The organism is Erythrobacter sp. HA7-11 (assembly GCF_055693605.1).
The window spans coordinates 1,937,093-1,953,549 of the sequence record NZ_JBVFUF010000002.1 but is presented as its reverse complement, the minus strand read 5'-3'; the positions used below and the strand labels follow the sequence as shown (position 1 = coordinate 1,953,549).

The 16,457-nt window shown below is 58.9% G+C and carries 21 protein-coding genes; 12 read left to right on the top strand and 9 right to left on the bottom strand.

Annotated features, from left to right (window positions below):
• Positions 1-184: 184 nt before the first annotated feature.
• Complete coding sequence (locus ACZ1GU_RS10110) at positions 185-910, bottom strand: LPS-assembly protein LptD (RefSeq protein ID WP_472647874.1); 726 nt, start codon at positions 908-910, stop codon at positions 185-187.
• The gene (locus ACZ1GU_RS10105) at positions 873-2,621 is read right to left on the bottom strand and encodes an LPS-assembly protein LptD (RefSeq protein ID WP_472647873.1); all 1,749 of its coding nucleotides are present in this window, start codon (positions 2,619-2,621) and stop codon (positions 873-875) included. The genes ACZ1GU_RS10110 and ACZ1GU_RS10105 overlap by 38 nt, the downstream gene beginning before the upstream one ends.
• 105 nt (positions 2,622-2,726) lie before the next feature.
• On the opposite strand from ACZ1GU_RS10105, the gene ACZ1GU_RS10100 reads away from it, so the two are divergent.
• The 4 genes from ACZ1GU_RS10100 to ndk all read left to right on the top strand — a co-directional run bounded on the left by ACZ1GU_RS10100 (position 2,727) and on the right by ndk (position 5,386).
• The gene (locus ACZ1GU_RS10100; protein WP_472647872.1) at positions 2,727-4,187 is read left to right on the top strand and encodes a leucyl aminopeptidase; all 1,461 of its coding nucleotides are present in this window, start codon (positions 2,727-2,729) and stop codon (positions 4,185-4,187) included.
• 20 nt (positions 4,188-4,207) lie between these two features.
• The gene (locus ACZ1GU_RS10095; RefSeq protein WP_472647871.1) at positions 4,208-4,351 is read left to right on the top strand and encodes a DUF2256 domain-containing protein; all 144 of its coding nucleotides are present in this window, start codon (positions 4,208-4,210) and stop codon (positions 4,349-4,351) included.
• Positions 4,348-4,782 (top strand): DNA polymerase III subunit chi, encoded by a 435-nt coding sequence (locus tag ACZ1GU_RS10090; protein WP_472647870.1) that lies wholly within the window; start codon positions 4,348-4,350, stop codon positions 4,780-4,782. Before ACZ1GU_RS10095 ends, ACZ1GU_RS10090 begins: the two co-directional genes overlap by 4 nt.
• A 181-nt stretch (positions 4,783-4,963) precedes the next feature.
• Positions 4,964-5,386, top strand: a complete 423-nt coding sequence (gene ndk / locus ACZ1GU_RS10085; RefSeq protein ID WP_472647869.1) for a nucleoside-diphosphate kinase — start codon at positions 4,964-4,966, stop codon at positions 5,384-5,386.
• A 60-nt stretch (positions 5,387-5,446) separates the two neighbouring features.
• Here ndk and ACZ1GU_RS10080 read toward each other — a convergent pair whose 3' ends face one another.
• The 3 genes from ACZ1GU_RS10080 to purM are packed head-to-tail and all read right to left on the bottom strand — an operon-like array spanning position 5,447 to position 8,723.
• Entirely contained in the window at positions 5,447-6,649 is a 1,203-nt protein-coding gene (locus ACZ1GU_RS10080) for a sulfotransferase (RefSeq protein ID WP_472647868.1), read from the bottom strand.
• An 18-nt stretch (positions 6,650-6,667) separates the two neighbouring features.
• Complete coding sequence (gene purN / locus ACZ1GU_RS10075) at positions 6,668-7,633, bottom strand: phosphoribosylglycinamide formyltransferase (protein WP_472647867.1); 966 nt, start codon at positions 7,631-7,633, stop codon at positions 6,668-6,670.
• On the bottom strand, positions 7,626-8,723 hold the full coding sequence (purM, locus tag ACZ1GU_RS10070; RefSeq protein ID WP_472647866.1) for a phosphoribosylformylglycinamidine cyclo-ligase: 1,098 nt from the start codon (positions 8,721-8,723) through the stop codon (positions 7,626-7,628). Before purM ends, purN begins: the two co-directional genes overlap by 8 nt.
• A 69-nt stretch (positions 8,724-8,792) precedes the next feature.
• Here purM and ACZ1GU_RS10065 point away from each other — a divergent pair, with 69 nt between their 5' ends.
• Genes ACZ1GU_RS10065 through ACZ1GU_RS10045 form a run of 5 tightly spaced genes read left to right on the top strand, consistent with a single transcriptional unit; the run spans position 8,793 to position 11,840 of the window.
• Positions 8,793-9,557: a hypothetical protein gene (locus ACZ1GU_RS10065; RefSeq protein ID WP_472647865.1), complete on the top strand. Its 765-nt coding sequence runs from the start codon at positions 8,793-8,795 to the stop codon at positions 9,555-9,557.
• Entirely contained in the window at positions 9,448-10,092 is a 645-nt protein-coding gene (locus tag ACZ1GU_RS10060) for an RNA-dependent RNA polymerase family protein (protein ID WP_472647864.1), read from the top strand. Before ACZ1GU_RS10065 ends, ACZ1GU_RS10060 begins: the two co-directional genes overlap by 110 nt.
• Before the next feature lie 16 nt (positions 10,093-10,108).
• The gene (locus ACZ1GU_RS10055; protein WP_472647863.1) at positions 10,109-10,717 is read left to right on the top strand and encodes a P-loop NTPase family protein; all 609 of its coding nucleotides are present in this window, start codon (positions 10,109-10,111) and stop codon (positions 10,715-10,717) included.
• Between the two features lie 41 nt (positions 10,718-10,758).
• The gene (gene epsC, locus ACZ1GU_RS10050) at positions 10,759-11,481 is read left to right on the top strand and encodes a serine O-acetyltransferase EpsC (RefSeq protein WP_472647862.1); all 723 of its coding nucleotides are present in this window, start codon (positions 10,759-10,761) and stop codon (positions 11,479-11,481) included.
• 17 nt (positions 11,482-11,498) lie between these two features.
• Positions 11,499-11,840: a DUF2794 domain-containing protein gene (locus ACZ1GU_RS10045; protein WP_472647861.1), complete on the top strand. Its 342-nt coding sequence runs from the start codon at positions 11,499-11,501 to the stop codon at positions 11,838-11,840.
• A gap of 16 nt (positions 11,841-11,856) precedes the next feature.
• On the opposite strand, the gene ACZ1GU_RS10040 is transcribed toward ACZ1GU_RS10045, so the two are convergent.
• The 4 genes from ACZ1GU_RS10040 to ACZ1GU_RS10025 all read right to left on the bottom strand — a co-directional run bounded on the left by ACZ1GU_RS10040 (position 11,857) and on the right by ACZ1GU_RS10025 (position 14,330).
• The gene (locus tag ACZ1GU_RS10040; protein WP_472647860.1) at positions 11,857-12,294 is read right to left on the bottom strand and encodes a DUF4328 domain-containing protein; all 438 of its coding nucleotides are present in this window, start codon (positions 12,292-12,294) and stop codon (positions 11,857-11,859) included.
• Positions 12,295-12,489: a hypothetical protein gene (locus tag ACZ1GU_RS10035; RefSeq protein WP_472647859.1), complete on the bottom strand. Its 195-nt coding sequence runs from the start codon at positions 12,487-12,489 to the stop codon at positions 12,295-12,297.
• A 90-nt stretch (positions 12,490-12,579) separates the two neighbouring features.
• Entirely contained in the window at positions 12,580-13,509 is a 930-nt protein-coding gene (locus ACZ1GU_RS10030; protein ID WP_472647858.1) for an SDR family NAD(P)-dependent oxidoreductase, read from the bottom strand.
• Between the two features lie 137 nt (positions 13,510-13,646).
• Positions 13,647-14,330, bottom strand: a complete 684-nt coding sequence (locus ACZ1GU_RS10025) for an HAD hydrolase-like protein (RefSeq protein ID WP_472647857.1) — start codon at positions 14,328-14,330, stop codon at positions 13,647-13,649.
• Between the two features lie 78 nt (positions 14,331-14,408).
• Here ACZ1GU_RS10025 and glmU point away from each other — a divergent pair, with 78 nt between their 5' ends.
• The 3 genes from glmU to ACZ1GU_RS10010 are packed head-to-tail and all read left to right on the top strand — an operon-like array spanning position 14,409 to position 16,404.
• Positions 14,409-15,770 (top strand): bifunctional UDP-N-acetylglucosamine diphosphorylase/glucosamine-1-phosphate N-acetyltransferase GlmU, encoded by a 1,362-nt coding sequence (gene glmU, locus ACZ1GU_RS10020; RefSeq protein WP_472647856.1) that lies wholly within the window; start codon positions 14,409-14,411, stop codon positions 15,768-15,770.
• Positions 15,767-16,132: a VOC family protein gene (locus ACZ1GU_RS10015; protein WP_472647855.1), complete on the top strand. Its 366-nt coding sequence runs from the start codon at positions 15,767-15,769 to the stop codon at positions 16,130-16,132. Before glmU ends, ACZ1GU_RS10015 begins: the two co-directional genes overlap by 4 nt.
• The gene (locus ACZ1GU_RS10010) at positions 16,129-16,404 is read left to right on the top strand and encodes an HNH endonuclease (RefSeq protein ID WP_472647854.1); all 276 of its coding nucleotides are present in this window, start codon (positions 16,129-16,131) and stop codon (positions 16,402-16,404) included. The genes ACZ1GU_RS10015 and ACZ1GU_RS10010 overlap by 4 nt, the downstream gene beginning before the upstream one ends.
• The last annotated feature ends 53 nt before the right edge of the window (positions 16,405-16,457 follow it).

Below are 16,457 nucleotides of genomic sequence, written 5' to 3'. Positions count from 1 at the left end.
TCCTGCTGCTTACGGCATGCGTAATGCTGCACGGGAAACCATACATTTCTACCATTGGCAGGAGGTGGCTGAACGCGCGCTGAGTAGCGCAGATCTGCACTTCAACCAGCATCCCCCTCGCTTATCGCGGGCTAATAGCGGCTTTGTCTCGGCGTGCCAATCGCTGTGGCAACGCTTTGCCCGTTTAGCGGAAGCCCAGATTGCGGAGGCTGAAGAACAATTGGAAAGTGTTCCCGCGCTGCGCATCGCCGGCGGTGATATAATCGCGGCGCCAAGTGAGGCCGAATTCGAGTTGCTCATCCTGATAGGCAACGCCGAGGCGCGTTCGGATCGGCTCGAAACCGTCGGGTGCAAAAGTCGGGTCCTCATCCTCGTTGGTGAGGTTGAATACGCCCGAACCAAAGACCGACCATTTGCGATCAATCGCGAGGCGCGCGGCGGCGCGCACTTCTTCGCGGTCCTGCAAGTCTTCGAGGTCCTGAATATCGCGATCAAGCCGCAAATAGCCGAGCTCCAGGTAGGTTCGCTGACTGCCAACCGTTGCGTCAATCTCGTTGCGACGCACTGCGAGATTGTCTTTGTCGAGCCGGAAGCGGTGAGTGAATTTTACGAAATCGCGGAAGCGAACTTCGGTGCGGCCAACAAAGTCGGACACACGCTCTGAAAGGCCCGTGCCGTCAGGGAAGATTTCGCGCGCAGCGTCGAAACGATAGGATTGGCCGATCGTTGTGTTTACCCGCCAGCCGGGACGGCGAAGTTCCCAGTCTACGCCCCATGTGACCCGCACACCGTCCTCAACCCGGTCATATCCGGGGAATCGGTTGAGCGCGAAGAGATTGGAATCCTCCAGGTCGATGGCGCGTGAGTCTTCGTTAGGGACAGCGAGATTGCAGAATCTTCGGGCTGGCAACCACTTGCACGCGCGGTTTCAGGACCTGCGTACCGCCCATAAACTCGCCGACAAATGGCCATTCGACATCAACCGCACCGAGTGCGATGGCGCGCGCGTTCCAACCGGGCTCGCCGCGATAAATCTCGGTGGCGGTGAATTGCGTGCCATCGGTATGATACAGGTCACCACGAGCAAGCGCGCTTACCGTCACCACTTGCCCCAGATCTGTCAGCCGCCGCATTTTCCACTTCGCCCCAGCGAATGCGCGCTGGGTATCTTGCCCGTCGCGTCGCAGCAGGGCGAGTGAATTGAGCTGCAATTCGATCTCGCCGCCGAGCACATTCTCGTCGATCCGGCGGCGATAATCGATGACGGGCAGGGCCAAGGGAACTTGCCCCTGATCTGCGCCCAGTCGCAGTGTCTGCGTCGCCCATCCGGCGATGGAGAGGTAGGAATTCTCATCAATCCTCTCGAGATTGATGGTTGAGCGCAGCCGATCATCGCGGCTGATGTCGTACCGCCGCAAAAATGTACGGTCGCTTGCGAGCCTGATCGATCCGGTTAGGCTCCATTCAGGCGAAAATTGAAACTTGCCATTGGCGTCGAGATAACCGCGCGGGTCGCTTTCTCCAGCCAATGTGCCGTCATTGTCGACAATGCGGCGCGAATGGGTGGCATAGCCGGTGATCTGGTAGGCGCCTTTTTCGGTAAGGTGACGCCATTCGGCGGAGATCATCGGTGCCACTTCAGTGTAGACGAAAGCGCCGAGCGTCAGATCGTAATTGTCGGCAAGCCGCCAATAATACCTGCTGGACAGTTCAAGTCCGTTACTCTCCGAAACTCTTACATCAGGAACCAGCAGGCCTGACACTGCCTGGCCATCAGTGCGGATTGCGAGGCCTGGCAGTGGCAAGATGCGCGCGCCGAAAAGTTCAAGCACGGCGCCTCTGAACCTAACTCGACTGTCCTCCGGATCATAAGTGACGCGATCCGCAGTAATTCGCCAACTGGGATTGTTCGCGCATTCCTCCTGATAGGAGAGCGCGCAGGCGGTGTAAGCAGCATCGGTCAGGATAACAGTGCCGTCTTCACCGCGCGCGCCGGACCGCGCGGCCAATCGTCCGCCAGCCCTTAGGGCAAGCAAGAGATCTTCCATCGCTCCTGTTTCGAACGTGTCCGTAAGTTCGGTGCTCTCTGTGAACAGCTGGTTGCCGTTTTCGTCGACCAAGCGAACATTGCCGGTAGCGAGGATGGAGCCGGCCCGGCGATCCCAACGTACTTCATTGGCGCGCACTGATCGGTCTTGGTTGCGCAGGATGACATTGCCGCGCGCGATTACGACGTCGGCTTCGTTGTCATAAGCGAGTTCGTCCGCTTCAAAGTCGATCCGGCGGTCCGCTGCTGCGTCTAGCTCTGCCTGCTCCTCTTCGGGTAGCTCGTCCTCGGTTGGCGGTGGATCATCCGACTGTGCTGTATCGACCGCTACCGGCTGGGAAAAGTCGACCTTGGTTGCGCTGTCGCTGGGAGCGCTCGCTACCTCGATGCGACCTGTTGCCGAGGCTTGCCCACCTTCTTGAGCGGCAGCTGTCGTAGCCGCCGCGCACAACCCCATCGCCAGCAACGCTGCGTAAGCGGCTGGACGCGATGCATTGCGCGCAAAAACTGGAAGCACGACCCGTTTGTCGCTCAAAGAACCTCCCGACATGGCCTTGCCTATCGCACCGCTCACGCCTAATCGCAATCGCCATTCCGCCACCTGTCGATGATCGCATTCGGATGGTGGTTAGATTGCCTTATGCACCGGCTATGTCCGGCTCGAATTTTCGGAGTAACTATGCAAATCGACTTTAGCGCTTCCGTCCCCACGAACATCCGCCTGATCGCGCGGGTTGTTAACCAGGGCGATGACCTTACCGATCTCGATGCCGCGCTTGCCGATGGGGCCAAAGCTAGCCGGTTTGCGGGTCGCGCCGGGCAGGTGTTTGAAAGTTTTGCGATGGACGATGGCGCGCTGCGCCGCGTTGCTTTGACCGGTGCCGGTGAGAGCAATTCTGCTGATCGCCGACAGAATGTCGAGCGCGCTGGTGCTGCATTGATGGCGAAATATCTGCGTTCCGGCGAAACCGAAATGGTGGTTGATTTAGGACACGCCGACCTCTCGGGAGAGGAAGCAGCAGCGGTTCTGCTTGGCCTGCGGTTGCGCGGCTGGAGTCACGAGAAATATCGCACCAAGCTTGCCAAGGAAAAGCGCATCTCGCTTGAAAAGGTCGTGGTCGTAAATGCACCTGACGGCACCGAGGCGGCTTGGGAAATTGCGGCTGCAATCGCCACCGGCACCGAGTTCACCCGTACGCTTGTCGCTGAGCCTGCCAATGTGGTTTACCCGGAAAGCTTCGTTGAGCTTTGCAAAGAGGCGTTCAAAGACACCGGCGCTGAGCTGATCGTGCTCGACGAAGCGGAAATGACCAAGCTCGGCATGGGTGCATTGCTGGGCGTCGGCCAGGGTTCTGAGCGGGAATCGCGCATCCTCGCGATCCGCTGGAACGGCGGCAACGATGGTGACAAGCCAATGGTCTTTGTCGGTAAGGGCGTGACCTTCGACACTGGCGGTATCTCCCTGAAACCGCCGGGCGGTATGGAAGACATGAAGTGGGATATGGGCGGCGCAGGCGCTGTCGCAGGCGGCATGCTTGCCGTGGTGAAGCGCAAGGCCAAGGCCAATGTCATCGGCGTGGTCGGCCTGGTCGAGAACATGCCTGACGGCAAAGCGCAGCGACCCGGCGATGTCGTCACCACGATGAATGGCCAAACCGTCGAAGTGATCAACACTGACGCCGAAGGACGCCTCGTGTTGTGCGACGCTCTTCACTGGGCGCAGGAGACTTTTGAGCCAGAAAAGATCGTCGATTTTGCAACGCTAACCGGCGCAATGATTATCGCGCTTGGTAATGAGCATGGCGGATTGTTTTCTAACGATGATGACTTGGCCGATAGCATCACTGCAGCGGGTAAAACGACCGGAGACAAGATGTGGCGCATGCCGATTGGTCCGGCTTACGACAAGCTGATCGACAGCCCGATTGCGGACATCAAGAATGTTGGCCCTCGCCCGGCTGGCTCGATTACTGCGGCGCAGTTCCTCCACCGCTTCATCAAGAAAGGTACGAAGTGGGCGCATTGCGACATCGCTGGCATGGTCTGGGCCGACAAGCCCGGACACAGCTGGGATAAGGGCGCAACCGGTTTTGGCGCACGCCTGATCGACCAGTTCGTTAAGGACAATTGCGAGAAGTAGGGGGCCATCCCATTCCAAAAATGCGCAAGAAGTCCGACCTGCCGAGCAAGATTTGCGAGGCATGCGGTCTGCCTTTTACCTGGCGCAAGAAGTGGGAGCGCGACTGGGATAATGTGAGGTATTGTTCTGAGCGTTGTAAGCGGCAGAAGGGCAAACCTGCGTGAAGGTCGATTTCTGGCAGATATCGCGCGATCCGGTTGAAAAGGTCGTGGCGCTGATCGCGGGCCGTGTGCTCGACTCGGGCGAGCGGTTGCTTGTGGTCGCTGCCGATGCCGATCAGCGAAAGGCGATCTCTCGTGAATTGTGGCAGGCAGGTGCGGAGAGCTTCCTCGCAAACGGTGAGGCCTCAGGCGCTTCGCCTGACGAGCAGCCTGTCTTACTTTCGGATAATTGCGAAGCGGCCAATGGCGCAAGCCACGTCATATTCGCCGATGGCGAATGGCGAGAGGCAGAGGGTTTTGATCGTACTTTCCTGTTGTTCGGTGATGCAACAGTTGAAGCGGCGCGCTCAACTTGGCGCTCACTCGATGAAAAGGATGCTCTCGAACGATCCTTTTTCCGCCAAGAGGACGGAAAATGGGTAAAGGTCGCATGACCAGCCTGTGACGGCACGGGCAAATTCGCGTCTACATTCCCTTCATCGATAGCTGTCTTGCCACGGTGCACTACGAGGGCTATTGGGCGCGCCGGAAATCCCGCGCGGCGCCCATGCAACGCGCACACCCCTCTCGGGCATGTCGATCGCGACCAGCCCCCTCAATTCAAGGATATTTGTCATGGCGGTCACCCGCACCTTTTCGATTATCAAGCCCGACGCGACCAAGCGCAACCTGACCGGCGCCGTCACCAAAATGCTGGAAGAAGCTGGCCTGCGCGTCGTCGCTTCCAAGCGCATCCACATGAGCCGCGAGCAGGCCGAAGGCTTTTACGCCGTTCACAAAGAGCGTCCGTTCTTTGGCGAACTTGTCGACTTCATGATGAGCGAGCCGGTGGTCGTGCAGGTTCTCGAAGGTGAGGACGCTGTGAAGCGCAACCGCGACATCATGGGCGCGACCAACCCTGCCGAAGCCGAGCCAGGTACCATCCGCAAGGAGCACGCCCTCTCGATCGGTGAAAACACCGTCCACGGTTCGGACAGCGAAGAAAACGCGAAGATCGAAATCGACTTCTTTTTTTCGGCAGACGAAATCGTCGGGTAATCCGGCCTAAATCTGACTTGGAAAGGGCCGTCCGCTTGGGCGGCCTTTTTCGTTCGCGGCTCAGGCTTGCGCGGCGAACCGCTGCAATTGTTCAGAATGGGCGCGGTGATGGCCGGTCTCGCTGTGTGCCATCTTCGCGCGCATAACGGCCAACGCTGCTGGCGTAAGTTCGATGCCGAGGTCTTCGTAGGTGCGCGTAATCTCCCGCTCCCAATCGGCATTAAGCGCGTCAAAATTCAGCCGCGAAACCGGTCCTGACCAGTCCTTCAGTGCGTCCGCAATTCTCGTTTCACGAAGCTCAATCTTGCGCTGCCACATCGCTTTGATGGTGGTCAGGTCACAGTCGTCACACTGGATTGCCATCTGGTTGGCGGCGAGTGAGACAGCGCTGCGCAACACGGCTTCGTGTTCGCGCTCGGCCAGCACCAGCCGAGCGTCCGGGAATTGCTTGAGCAAAGTTTGTAGATCTTCGGAAAAGGCGGGCACCTTAAGCACGCGCGGCTTGTCGGCATTGTCGCGGTGCGCTGCGTCGGTTTTCAGGATCCGCGCGAACTCACGATAGATCGGATCGGGGTCGCGCGCCTCGCTCCACGCCGAAAAACTCGGGATGTGCCACTGCGATTCGTAAATCGAGTGGTTGAGAGATGCTGCGATCCAGGCCAGTTCCTCTTCGACCTCTGCCGGGGCCATTGGATGGATCGACTGAAGCCAAGGATTGAGCGCGCCCAGCATCGCAAGATCGAACGCGCTTCGTACCCGATTCAAGCCAAAGCGTGTAGGGACGGGATGATAGGCATCGCAGTATCGCGTGTGCGAATGTGCAGGGTCAGCGGCGAGCAGCTTGTGAATCCGAGTCGTGCCGCTGCGCATATGCCCAATCACTATAATTGGAGGTGCAAGCTTTGTGGCGAGAACATGCGGCTTGCGCGTCCAGAGCGCGCCGAACTTCAAGCGATTGCGGATCACGCGGACCAGCTGGCCATAAGCCATGGCGGTGCCGAGCGGATTGAGATTTGCCTCGCTCACAATGCTCTCAGTGAGCTTGGTTAGGCGCAGGCGGAAATCATCGACGTCCTGCGGCTGACGCCCGGCGATTTCAAACGCATTTGCCTGTGTTCCGAAGGGTTTCGCAGCCTTTTCCCAAAGCGCATCAGCGCTCAAATCAGGATCAGGAAGCCAGCCCTTGCCCCATGCCTGGCCCAGAAACGCGCTGGACCGATCGACCAGAGAACTGCGGGCGAGGGGGTGAGGGCGTGGTTGCATTGAACCTTTAGCTTACCTTCAAAACATTTCGGCTGCATCCTGCAGCTTGGTCAGTCGTTTTGGCGCGACGCTGCGCCAACTGCGTGTGAGCCAATCGCCCACGTCGTCCCAATCTACACCCGGACGGTTAAGGATTACGCCAACCCATCCGCTTGCGCCATAATAGGCTGGTTTAAAGTATTTCTCGGGCTGCGCTTCGATGAGGTTCATCAACTCATCCATGCTGCCAGTTTTTACCAGAACAGCGATATGCTTAATGCCGTGATGTTGGTCGTTGAAATGAGCGAAGAACTTGCCGCTTTTCTCTGGCCCGACGCGAAATCCAGGTGATCCGTGGCTTTCGCGTTCGGAGCTTTCGGGAAGCGCGAGTGCGAGCTCGCGCACCTTTGCAAGCAGATGCTGTGGGTCATAGTCGCGCGAGACATAGTCTGCGAGCGCGCGCGGGTAGAGTTGATGTTCGGCGATCTTCACCCGCTCCGCGAGCGTGTCGGGCGTATCGTTCGGCGCGATCGCGACTTTGGCTTGTGCCAGCACTTCGCCCGCGTCCAGTTCGGGCTCGACCAAATGTACGCTCGCGCCCGCATGGCTGTCACCAGCCTGAATCGCGCGGGCATGGGTTTCAAGCCCTTTGTACTTTGGCAGCAGCGAGGGGTGGATGTTGATGAGCTTACCCTCCCAACGGATCACGAACGCCTCGGACAAGATGCGCATATAGCCAGCGAGCACGATAATCTCAGCGCCCGAATCAAGTACTGCCCTTTCCATCACCGCGTCGTGGTCCTCGCGCGACATGCCTTTGTGCGAGTGGGCGAATGTCGAAACGCCTTCGAGCGCTGCCATCTCGAGCCCGCCCGCATCCTCTTTATTGCTGGCTACTAGCACCACTTCATAAGGACTGCCCACGAGCCTGCTGGCATAGAGCAACGCAGCCATGTTGGTCCCGCCGCCGGAGATAAAGATCGCAACTTTGGCTTTGTTAGCCACTATGGGTCACTTCCCAATCGCTTGTTGCAGACCAGGTGCCTTGCGATCCGATCACAGTGCAGCCGCGCGGGCCGCCTGCAATCTCGCCAACTGGAAGCACGGTTTCGCCTGCCGCTTCCAGCCTCGTGGTCACATCCGCCGCTTCGTCGGCATCGACTGCAAGCACCATGCCCACGCCGCAATTGAACGTACGAGCCATCTCTTCCGGCTCAATACTTCCCTGCGCTTGTAGGAAAGCCATTAGGCGAGGCTGATCCCACTGATCGGCATTGACCATCGCGTGCGCGCCTTCGGGCAAAATGCGCGGGATGTTTTCGAGCAAGCCGCCGCCTGTGATATGCGCCAATGCGTTGATCTTGCGCTCGCGTACGAGCGGCAAGAGGCTCGCAACATAGATGCGGGTTGGCTCGATCAGAGCGTCGATCAAAAGCCGTTCCTGATCAAACACCGCAGGCCGGTCAAGCTTCCAGCCGAAATCGTCGGCCAGGCGCCGGACCAGCGAATAACCGTTGGAGTGAACTCCCGAGCTGGCAAGGCCCAACAGCACGTCGCCGGGAGCGACCGCTTCTCCGGTCAGTTGCTCGCCGCGTTCGACTGCGCCTACGCAAAAGCCTGCCAGGTCATAGTCGCCTTGCGAATACATTCCCGGCATTTCAGCCGTCTCGCCGCCTATTAGCGCGCAGCCTGCTTGCTTGCAGCCATCTGCAATGCCTGCGACGACGCGTTCTGCGACGCCATTGTCGAGCTTCCCGGTCGCGAAATAGTCGAGGAAGAACAGCGGCTCTGCGCCTTGCACGATCAAATCGTTGACGCACATTGCGACAAGGTCGATCCCCACGGTGTCGTGGCGGTCATGCTCGATTGCGAGCTTGAGCTTGGTTCCGACGCCATCATTGGCTGCAACCAGCAGGGGATCCTCATAGCCTGCCGCCTTGGGGTCGAAGAAACCGCCGAATCCTCCGAGCTCGCTAGTGGCGCCCGGGCGCGCGGTTGCCTTGGCCAAAGGAGCGATGGCTTTGACCAAAGCATTGCCCTCAGCGATCGAAACGCCCGCTTGTTCGTAGGTATATGGGGAATTCTTGCCACTCATGCGCCACGTTTAGCCTTTCGCGCTTGGAATTCCACTCGCCTTTAGGCAAAAGGCACATCGTTTTCCCCGATGAGCGATGTTTTTGCCTCGACCGGCCCTATGCCGACCCTGCAGCTACCGCGCTGGAACCGCGCATTTGCGCGCGCCGCAGCGGTAATTGGCGTGTTCGCATCGCTCGGCATCGGTTTGGCGATCGCCATTGCTCAGGTAGGCGGCGAGCGAGGAATTGCTCCAACGGCGTCTAGCAGCGATGTCGATGTGCGCGGAATTGAGGTCGACGTGAGCGCGGAGACCGGAGAGGAAGCGCGCGACAAGGCGTGGCGCGAGGCGCAGCGCAAGGCTTGGGCACAGGTCAACGGGCCTCCGGTATCGGACGGACAACTGGCGAGCATGGTGTCGGCTATTGTGATCGAGCGCGAGCGGATCGGGCCCAAGCGCTATATCGCGACCTTGGGTGTCGTCTTCGATCGCCAACGTGCTGGGCGTTATCTGGGTGGGCAGGCGCGCAAACGCGCCTCCGCGCCGATGCTGTTGATGCCGGTGTCGGAAAGCGGCGGTGCTTACACTATCTTCGAGGTGCGCAATCCGTGGCAGCGCGCCTGGGCGGAATACAACCCGGGCACCAGCAGGATCGATTATGTGCGGTACGAGCGGGGCAGGGGGCGATTCCCTGCTGCTCAATTACGGACAGATCAGTCGTCGCAGCCGCACATGGTGGCGCACAGTGCTCGATCAATACAGTGCCGCCGATGTTATCGTGCCGATCGCGAGCCTAACCTACCAGTATCCTGGCGGGCCCGTCACAGGCACGTTTACCGCGCGTTATGGTCCTGATAGCACGTTTCTCGAGAGCTTTGAGTTGACTGCGGACAACCCGCGCGAATTGCCTACGATGCTCAATCGAGCGGTTGAACGCATGGACGGCATTTTTGAGCAGGCTCTGGTCGACGGCAAATTGCGCCCGGATCCAACGCTCAATGTCGGCAGCGGCGATGCCGATCCTGCGATCCAGCGCCTGATCCAGATTGGCCGCGCGATCCAGGCACGCGAAGCCGCGGCAAGGGGCGGTGGCGCTCGGACCAGCAGCGATCCATCGACTCCCGTCGCGACCGCGACTGAAGCGCCAGCGGTGATCAATAGCTTTGTTGTCCAATTTGCCACGCCTGATGCGGCCAGCTTTGACGCGGCGCTTGGCGCGGTGCGCGGAACAGGTGGTGTTCGCGGTGCGGCTGTCACCAGCACTGCAATTGGCGGAACATCGGTGATGAGCGTCAGCTATGGCGGAGATCTGAGCCAGTTGGCCGCAGCATTGCGGGCGCGCGGCTTTAACGTACGCCAAGGCGCAAACGCACTCGCAATCAGCCGCTAGCCAGGCCTTGGCGCTTATGTCGCAAATTGCACTTCCGCTCGAAACTCACAGTGATGGTGACCCTTCGCGTATCATCGTCGGGAACGCCAATGCGCAAGTGGTAGAGGCGCTGAGCGACCCATTAAGCTGGCCGTTTCGGACAGCTGTGCTTACCGGCGCGGCGCGATCGGGCAAATCGCTCCTTGGCCGCTGGATGAAAGGCCAAGGCGTGCAAGTGATCGACGGGGTTGATGCTCTGGATGAAACTACAGTGTTCCATCGCTGGAATGCTTCGCAAGAGAGCGGGGAACCGCTGCTCCTGATCTCTGATAAACAGCCTTGGGAGATCACTCTGCCCGATTTGCGCTCGCGCATGGGTGGTTCGCTACAGTTGGAAATTGGCGAGCCGGACGATGAGATGGTCGCACAATTGATCGAGGCTATTGCAGTCCAGCGAGGCCTTTCGTTGGGCATGGGCGCAACCGACTATCTTGTCCCGCGGATGGAGCGCAGCTTTGCTGCCATTGAGCGACTTGTGGTCGCAATCGATCGGATCAGCCTTGAACGAAAAGTCCCTGCCACCATGTCGGTTTGGCGCGACGCCTTGGAAGCAATTCTTGGTCCAGAGCAACATAACCTCTTGTGAGGTGATTTGCATTGGCGCGCATTTGGTGGAAGGAAGGTGCCATGTTTGATCGGCTGAAATCCTATTTGGATTCGATCCGTGCGCGCGACCCGTCACCGCGTTCGCGCTGGGAAATCCTCTTGTATCCAGGGGTTTGGGCGGTATTCTTCCACCGGATCGCGCATTGGCTGTTTGAAGCAAAGCTGTATTTTCTCGCTCGTTTCGTGAACCATTTTTCTCGTTTCGCGACCGCTATCGACATTCATCCCGGCGCGCGGATCGGGCGAAACTTCTTCATCGATCATGGCTTTACTGTCATTGGCGAGACCGCCGAAATCGGCGACAACGTGACGATCTATCAGTGCGTCACCTTGGGCGGGACAAATCCCACCAATGGCAAGGGCGGGAAGCGTCACCCGACCCTGCGCGACAACGTGATTATCGGTTCAGGTGCGCAAATTCTTGGGCCGATCACCGTCGGCGAAAGGGCCCGTGTCGGCGCGAGCGCGGTGGTCATGGAAGATGTGCCGGATGGGGCGACCATGGTCGGCTTCAAGGCGCGTTCGACGCTCGTCCCGGCAGAAGAATGGATCAAGGAATTCATCCCGTATGGAACTTCGCCCGAATGTGAAGATGCTGATGGCAACAGGATCGACTGCATTGAAAAGCTTGAAGGCGAGCTGGTTGCGATGAAGGCGGAAATCGAAGCTTTAAAGGCCGCTCAAGCGCCAACTGGCGATCTGTTCGGCGGCCCAAATCCCAAACGTAGCGGAACCAGCGACTGATGCGATCAGACCCCGGCATGTCCGGTTCTATTGTGCAGTTTCCCGGTCGCGCGGTCGGGCAGGTCGGATTTGAGCGCGACGAGCTTCAGCGTATTCTCGATCTATATGGCCGAATGGTCGCCGCCGGTGAGTGGCGCGATTATGCGATGGATTTTGACAAACACACCGCGACCTTCTCGGCCTTTCGCCGCGCGGCAGAACGCCCGCAAACGCGGATCGAGAAACGGCCAGCCATGCGCAACAAGCAAGGCATGTGGACGCTATTCGGAGAGCACGGGCAGACGCTTAAGCGCGGCCATGATCTCGCGGGTGTCCTCGCACCGGTCGAACGGCGACTGGTGAAGGCCGTGGACGATTAGGTTGCGCAACCCCGGCCTAGGTGAACACGTTTGAATTGATGTGGCCAGCCTCCAAAGCGTGGCTCACTTGCCGGATGATTTGGACCAGTACAAACGCACAGGCTGCGGTCACAATCGATCCGGCAACGCCGAGATACAGGCCTGCCGTAACTGTGCTGCCCGTCTCGGACAGAACCAGTCTAGCACTGATGTTGCTCGCGAAGTTTCCGACGAGCCAGGTCGTCCACCAGATTGCAAGTAGAGATGGTGCGCTTTCATTCAAATGCTCGTCGCCATGCATCACTGCATTCCAGAGCTCCTTCATAGCCTGAAACGGTTTGACGAGGTTGGCGAAAGGAATGAAGTACCACCCCACGGCCCACCCCGGAGTAAATTCAAGCCCTTCCATGCCCGAAGCCGAGATTTTTGCGTGAGAGCGGTGAATCCACATGGCAACTGCAACAATTGAAACCACTTATGCGCCAGCAAGCAAGAGATAGACGATGGCTGCGAGAGCCGCGAGCGGCGCCAACTCCATCTCTTCAAGACTGATGGTGCCTTGCGCTTCCAAAAGCTCGAACACTGCGCTTGCGAGCGCCAAGGCAAACACGATCCAAGCCATACTCGTGGCAAACTTGCGACGTCCGTCGATCGGTTGTTCTGTTTGCACGACTAAACTATACCCCCAAAAAGAAAATCCCCGCCCATAAGGGCAGGGACCTTCATTCTTTTCAAGCCAATCAATCAACTGACTTGGTGATTACCTGCGTGCGCTGTCGGGACCGGTGCCGGTTACCTTTTGCATCGCGGTAAGGATCGCGCCTGACTGCTCAGATCCACTTTGCGGGGCTTTAAGGTTTGAGAATTCGCTGATCTTGTCCCAGTTAGCAGCGAAACCTTCAACGGTACGCTCGCCATCGGGCAGCCAAACAGCGTCGTTCATCACTGTCCACGACGAGTGGAAGCCGCCAGCACCAGCACCGACGATAGCGTTGCTCGGTGAGTCTTCGCTCACGAGGAAGAGCGCGGCAGGAACCACGTTTACCGGATCGAAAAGCTTGAACGCTTCTTCAGGGAAGAGGTCTTCGGTCATGCGCGTGCCGGCAACAGGCGACAGCGTGTTGACGCGGATGTTGTACTTTGCGCCTTCGAGCTGCAGCGTCTTGGTCAGGCCAGCGAGACCCAGCTTGGCCGCGCCATAGTTTGCCTGGCCAAAGTTGCCGAACAGGCCGGTTGAAGATGCGGTCATCAAAACGCGGCCATAGGCTTGCTCGCGGAAGGTTTCCCAGCACGCCTTGGTCACAAATGCCGAGCCGGTGAGGTGGACTTTGAGAACAAACTCAAAGTCTTCCGGGCTCATTTTGTGGAAGGTTTTGTCGCGCAGGACGCCCGCATTGTTGATCAGAACATGGACGCCGCCCCATTTCTGCTTGGCATCGGCGATCATCTTTTCCATTTGCTCGTATTCGGTAACCGAACCGCCGTTGGACATGGCTTCGCCGCCCATCGCTTCGATTTCTTCAACGACTTTGAGCGCCATGTCAGAATGACCAGTGCCGTCGCGCGCACCCCCAAGGTCATTCACGACGACCTTCGCGCCGCGCCGCGCCAGCTCCAGCGCATATTCGCGGCCCAGACCGCCGCCTGCGCCGGTGACGATGGCGACCTTGTCTTTGAAATCGATGCTCATGGATTGTGTCTCCTGCAAATGAATTGGCGCGGTTTACGCGCGCGTAAAGTTATGACCGGCGCTGCTTGGCAGCTTTCGTGCTGCGCTGCAACAGGGGGAGTGCGTGACGCAGGGCGTCGTAACGGCAGTGGGGCTTCTTACAGCGATTCTAGGGCGGAAATCAGGCCGTCGAACGAATCGATGACAGCATCACCGCCGAGCTCATGCGGAGGTTTGTCGCAATAGCCATAGGCTGCGACCACCACCGGCACGCCTGAGGCTTTGGCTGCGTTCACATCGTAAGAGCTGTCACCAACAAACGCGAAGCTGCCGCCGCCGCAGGCTTCCTGCGCGGCGAGGACTGGCTCGGGGTTCGGCTTCGAAAGGTATTTGCCGTCTGCTCCTTTGCCCATGCTGTCGCCGCCGATGATCGCGACAAAACGGTCTGCAAGGCCTAGCGTGGTGAGGATTTGCGTCGCAAACTCTTCAAACTTGTTGGTTACGACCGCCATTTTCACGTCGCGAGCGGCCAAAGCATCCAAGCTCTCTATGACGCCAGGGTAGGGCGCGGAGTGCACCGCATTGTGCTCTGCGTAGTAACGCAGCATGACTTTGTAGAGCTTACGGAAGTCTTCGGGTGGCATGCCGCCTTGCGCCTCGACCGCGCGGCTGAGCATGATCTTGGCACCACCGCCGATCGAGTCTTTCGAAGTGCCGACGGGTACAGGGTCGAAACCGCCTTGTTCAAGCGCATAGTTCACTGCTGCACCGAGGTCGCGGAACGTATCGAGCAAGGTGCCATCAAGGTCGAAACCGATGGCATCGAATGGAAAGTCAGCCATGCGCATGGCGGTGGCGCAGCGCTCTTCAAATCGCAAGCATTTGCTGGCAAGGCGCGCAAAAGACTATGAGAGATACGCATGACTGATTTTGCTGCCATTATCCTTGCTGCGGGCAAGGGCACTCGGATGAAGTCCGACACGCACAAAGTGCTGCATCCGATTGCGGGGCGTCCGATGCTCGATCACCTTATGGCGTCGGTTGATGAATTGAAGCCAGCACGGCGTGTTGTTGTGGTTGGCGCTGGCCGCGATCAGATCGAAGCGGCAGTAGAGGGCCGCGCCGACACCGCTTTGCAAGATCCGCAGCACGGCACTGGGCATGCTGTGCAGCAGGCCGAGGCTCCGCTCACGGGCTTCGAAGGCGACGTGCTTGTGCTCTACGGCGATGTGCCGTTTGTGCGTGCTGAGACTATGCGGGCCATGCTCGATCGGCTGCATGCGGATGATGCGCCTGCGGTGGTCGTGCTCGGCTTTGAACCAGAAGATGCGCTCCAATATGGCCGCGTCATTGCTGATGAAAATGGCGCGATCAGCAAAATGGTCGAATTCAAGGATGCGAGCGAGGAGGAACGCGCCTGCCGCATGTGCAATTCCGGTCTAATGGCAGCAAGCTCAAAGGATATGTTCGCGCTGCTCGGACGGGTCGGCAATGATAACGCGCAAGGTGAGTATTACCTGCCCGATATCGTCAATATCGCGATTGCAGATGGGCGCGTGTGTGCCGTCGTCAGCACCGATGATCCAGGCGAGGTGGCAGGCATCAATTCGCGCAGCGAGCTGGCGCAGGCCGAGGCGCGTTGGCAAGCCGTGCGCCGCGAACAGGCGATGGCGGATGGTGCGTCTTTGCGCGCTCCTGAAACGGTGTTCTTCAGCTGGGATACCAAGATTGGCCGCGATGTCACGATCGAGCCAAACGTGGTCTTCGGCCCCGGCGTGACAGTTGCCGATGGCGCACATATCAAAGCGTTCAGTCATGTCGAAGGCGCGACGATTGGCATGAGTGCGCAAGCTGGGCCATTCGCGCGGCTCCGCCCTGGCGCAGTGCTCGAAGAGGGCGCGTTTGTTGGCAATTTCGTCGAGATGAAAAAGGCGGTTCTCGGGCCGGGGGCAAAGGCGAGCCATCTCACCTATCTCGGCGATGCGACCGTTGGTGCGAACGCCAATATCGGCGCCGGCACGATCACATGCAATTACGATGGCTATTTCAAATATCAGACCGTCATTGGCGAGCGTGCCTTCATCGGATCGAACAGCGCGCTGATTGCCCCTGTAAAGGTTGGCGCAGATGCGATCGTCGCTGCGGGCAGCGCGGTCAGTCGCGATGTCGGCGATGGCGAGCTGCGGATGGTTCGCGGTGAGCAGCTGGTGAAACCGGGCTGGGCCGACCGCTTCCACGATACAATGAAAAAGAAAAAGGCAGCGGCGAAAGACAAGAAATGACCCCGATCCTCTTCACAGCAACGACGCGGCCTGGCGAAGCACGTATGTTCTACGAAAAGGTGATGGAGTTCAGGCTCACGGACGATAATCTCTTCTCGCTCGAATTTGACGCGGCTGGGACGATGTTGCGCATCCAGAAGGTTGAGCAGCTGCAACCGCACGCCTTCACTCAGCTTGGCTGGCGGGTCCCGGACATTGCTATGGAGCGCGAAAGGCTCGCAGCGCGCGGCGCGGTTTTCCTTCATTTCGAGGGTCTGGAGCAGGATGAGGATGACATCTGGACCGCGCCCGACGGCGCAAAAGTCTGCTGGTTCAAGGACCCGGATGGCAACACGCTGTCGCTAACACAGTGGCCTGAGTGAGCAAGGAAGAACCACTCTCCTGTTGGCTTTGCGGTCGCCCGTTTGAAACTTTGATCCAATGGCATCATCCCGTGCCTAAATCGAAGAAGGGGCGCGAAACCGTCCCGGTCCATCCCATTTGTCACAAAGCGATCCACACCAATTTTACCAATGCCGAGCTTGCTCGCATCGGTGATGATCCAGATCGTCTGCGTGAAAATCCGCCCATCGCGAAATTCGTGAGCTGGGTGGCCAATAAGCCGCCCGATTTCCACGCCCCGACGCGCACCTGATCACATCCGGGAACAAAGCGCCTGCGTAACTGCTTGGTAGTCAATGACAGCAG

Bases quoted from the DNA above. Each gene is read 5' to 3' on its own strand.
- ACZ1GU_RS10100 (WP_472647872.1), top strand. From the start codon at position 2,727: ATGCAAATCGACTTTAGCGCTTCCGTCCCCACGAACATCCGCCTGATC.
- ACZ1GU_RS10095 (WP_472647871.1), top strand. From the start codon at position 4,208: ATGCGCAAGAAGTCCGACCTGCCGAGCAAGATTTGCGAGGCATGCGGT.
- ndk (WP_472647869.1), top strand. From the start codon at position 4,964: ATGGCGGTCACCCGCACCTTTTCGATTATCAAGCCCGACGCGACCAAG.
- ACZ1GU_RS10080 (WP_472647868.1), bottom strand. From the start codon at position 6,649: ATGCAACCACGCCCTCACCCCCTCGCCCGCAGTTCTCTGGTCGATCGG.
- purM (WP_472647866.1), bottom strand. From the start codon at position 8,723: ATGAGTGGCAAGAATTCCCCATATACCTACGAACAAGCGGGCGTTTCG.
- ACZ1GU_RS10065 (WP_472647865.1), top strand. From the start codon at position 8,793: ATGAGCGATGTTTTTGCCTCGACCGGCCCTATGCCGACCCTGCAGCTA.
- ACZ1GU_RS10055 (WP_472647863.1), top strand. From the start codon at position 10,109: ATGTCGCAAATTGCACTTCCGCTCGAAACTCACAGTGATGGTGACCCT.
- epsC (WP_472647862.1), top strand. From the start codon at position 10,759: ATGTTTGATCGGCTGAAATCCTATTTGGATTCGATCCGTGCGCGCGAC.
- ACZ1GU_RS10045 (WP_472647861.1), top strand. From the start codon at position 11,499: ATGTCCGGTTCTATTGTGCAGTTTCCCGGTCGCGCGGTCGGGCAGGTC.
- ACZ1GU_RS10030 (WP_472647858.1), bottom strand. From the start codon at position 13,509: ATGAGCATCGATTTCAAAGACAAGGTCGCCATCGTCACCGGCGCAGGC.
- ACZ1GU_RS10025 (WP_472647857.1), bottom strand. From the start codon at position 14,330: ATGGCTGACTTTCCATTCGATGCCATCGGTTTCGACCTTGATGGCACC.
- glmU (WP_472647856.1), top strand. From the start codon at position 14,409: ATGACTGATTTTGCTGCCATTATCCTTGCTGCGGGCAAGGGCACTCGG.
- ACZ1GU_RS10015 (WP_472647855.1), top strand. From the start codon at position 15,767: ATGACCCCGATCCTCTTCACAGCAACGACGCGGCCTGGCGAAGCACGT.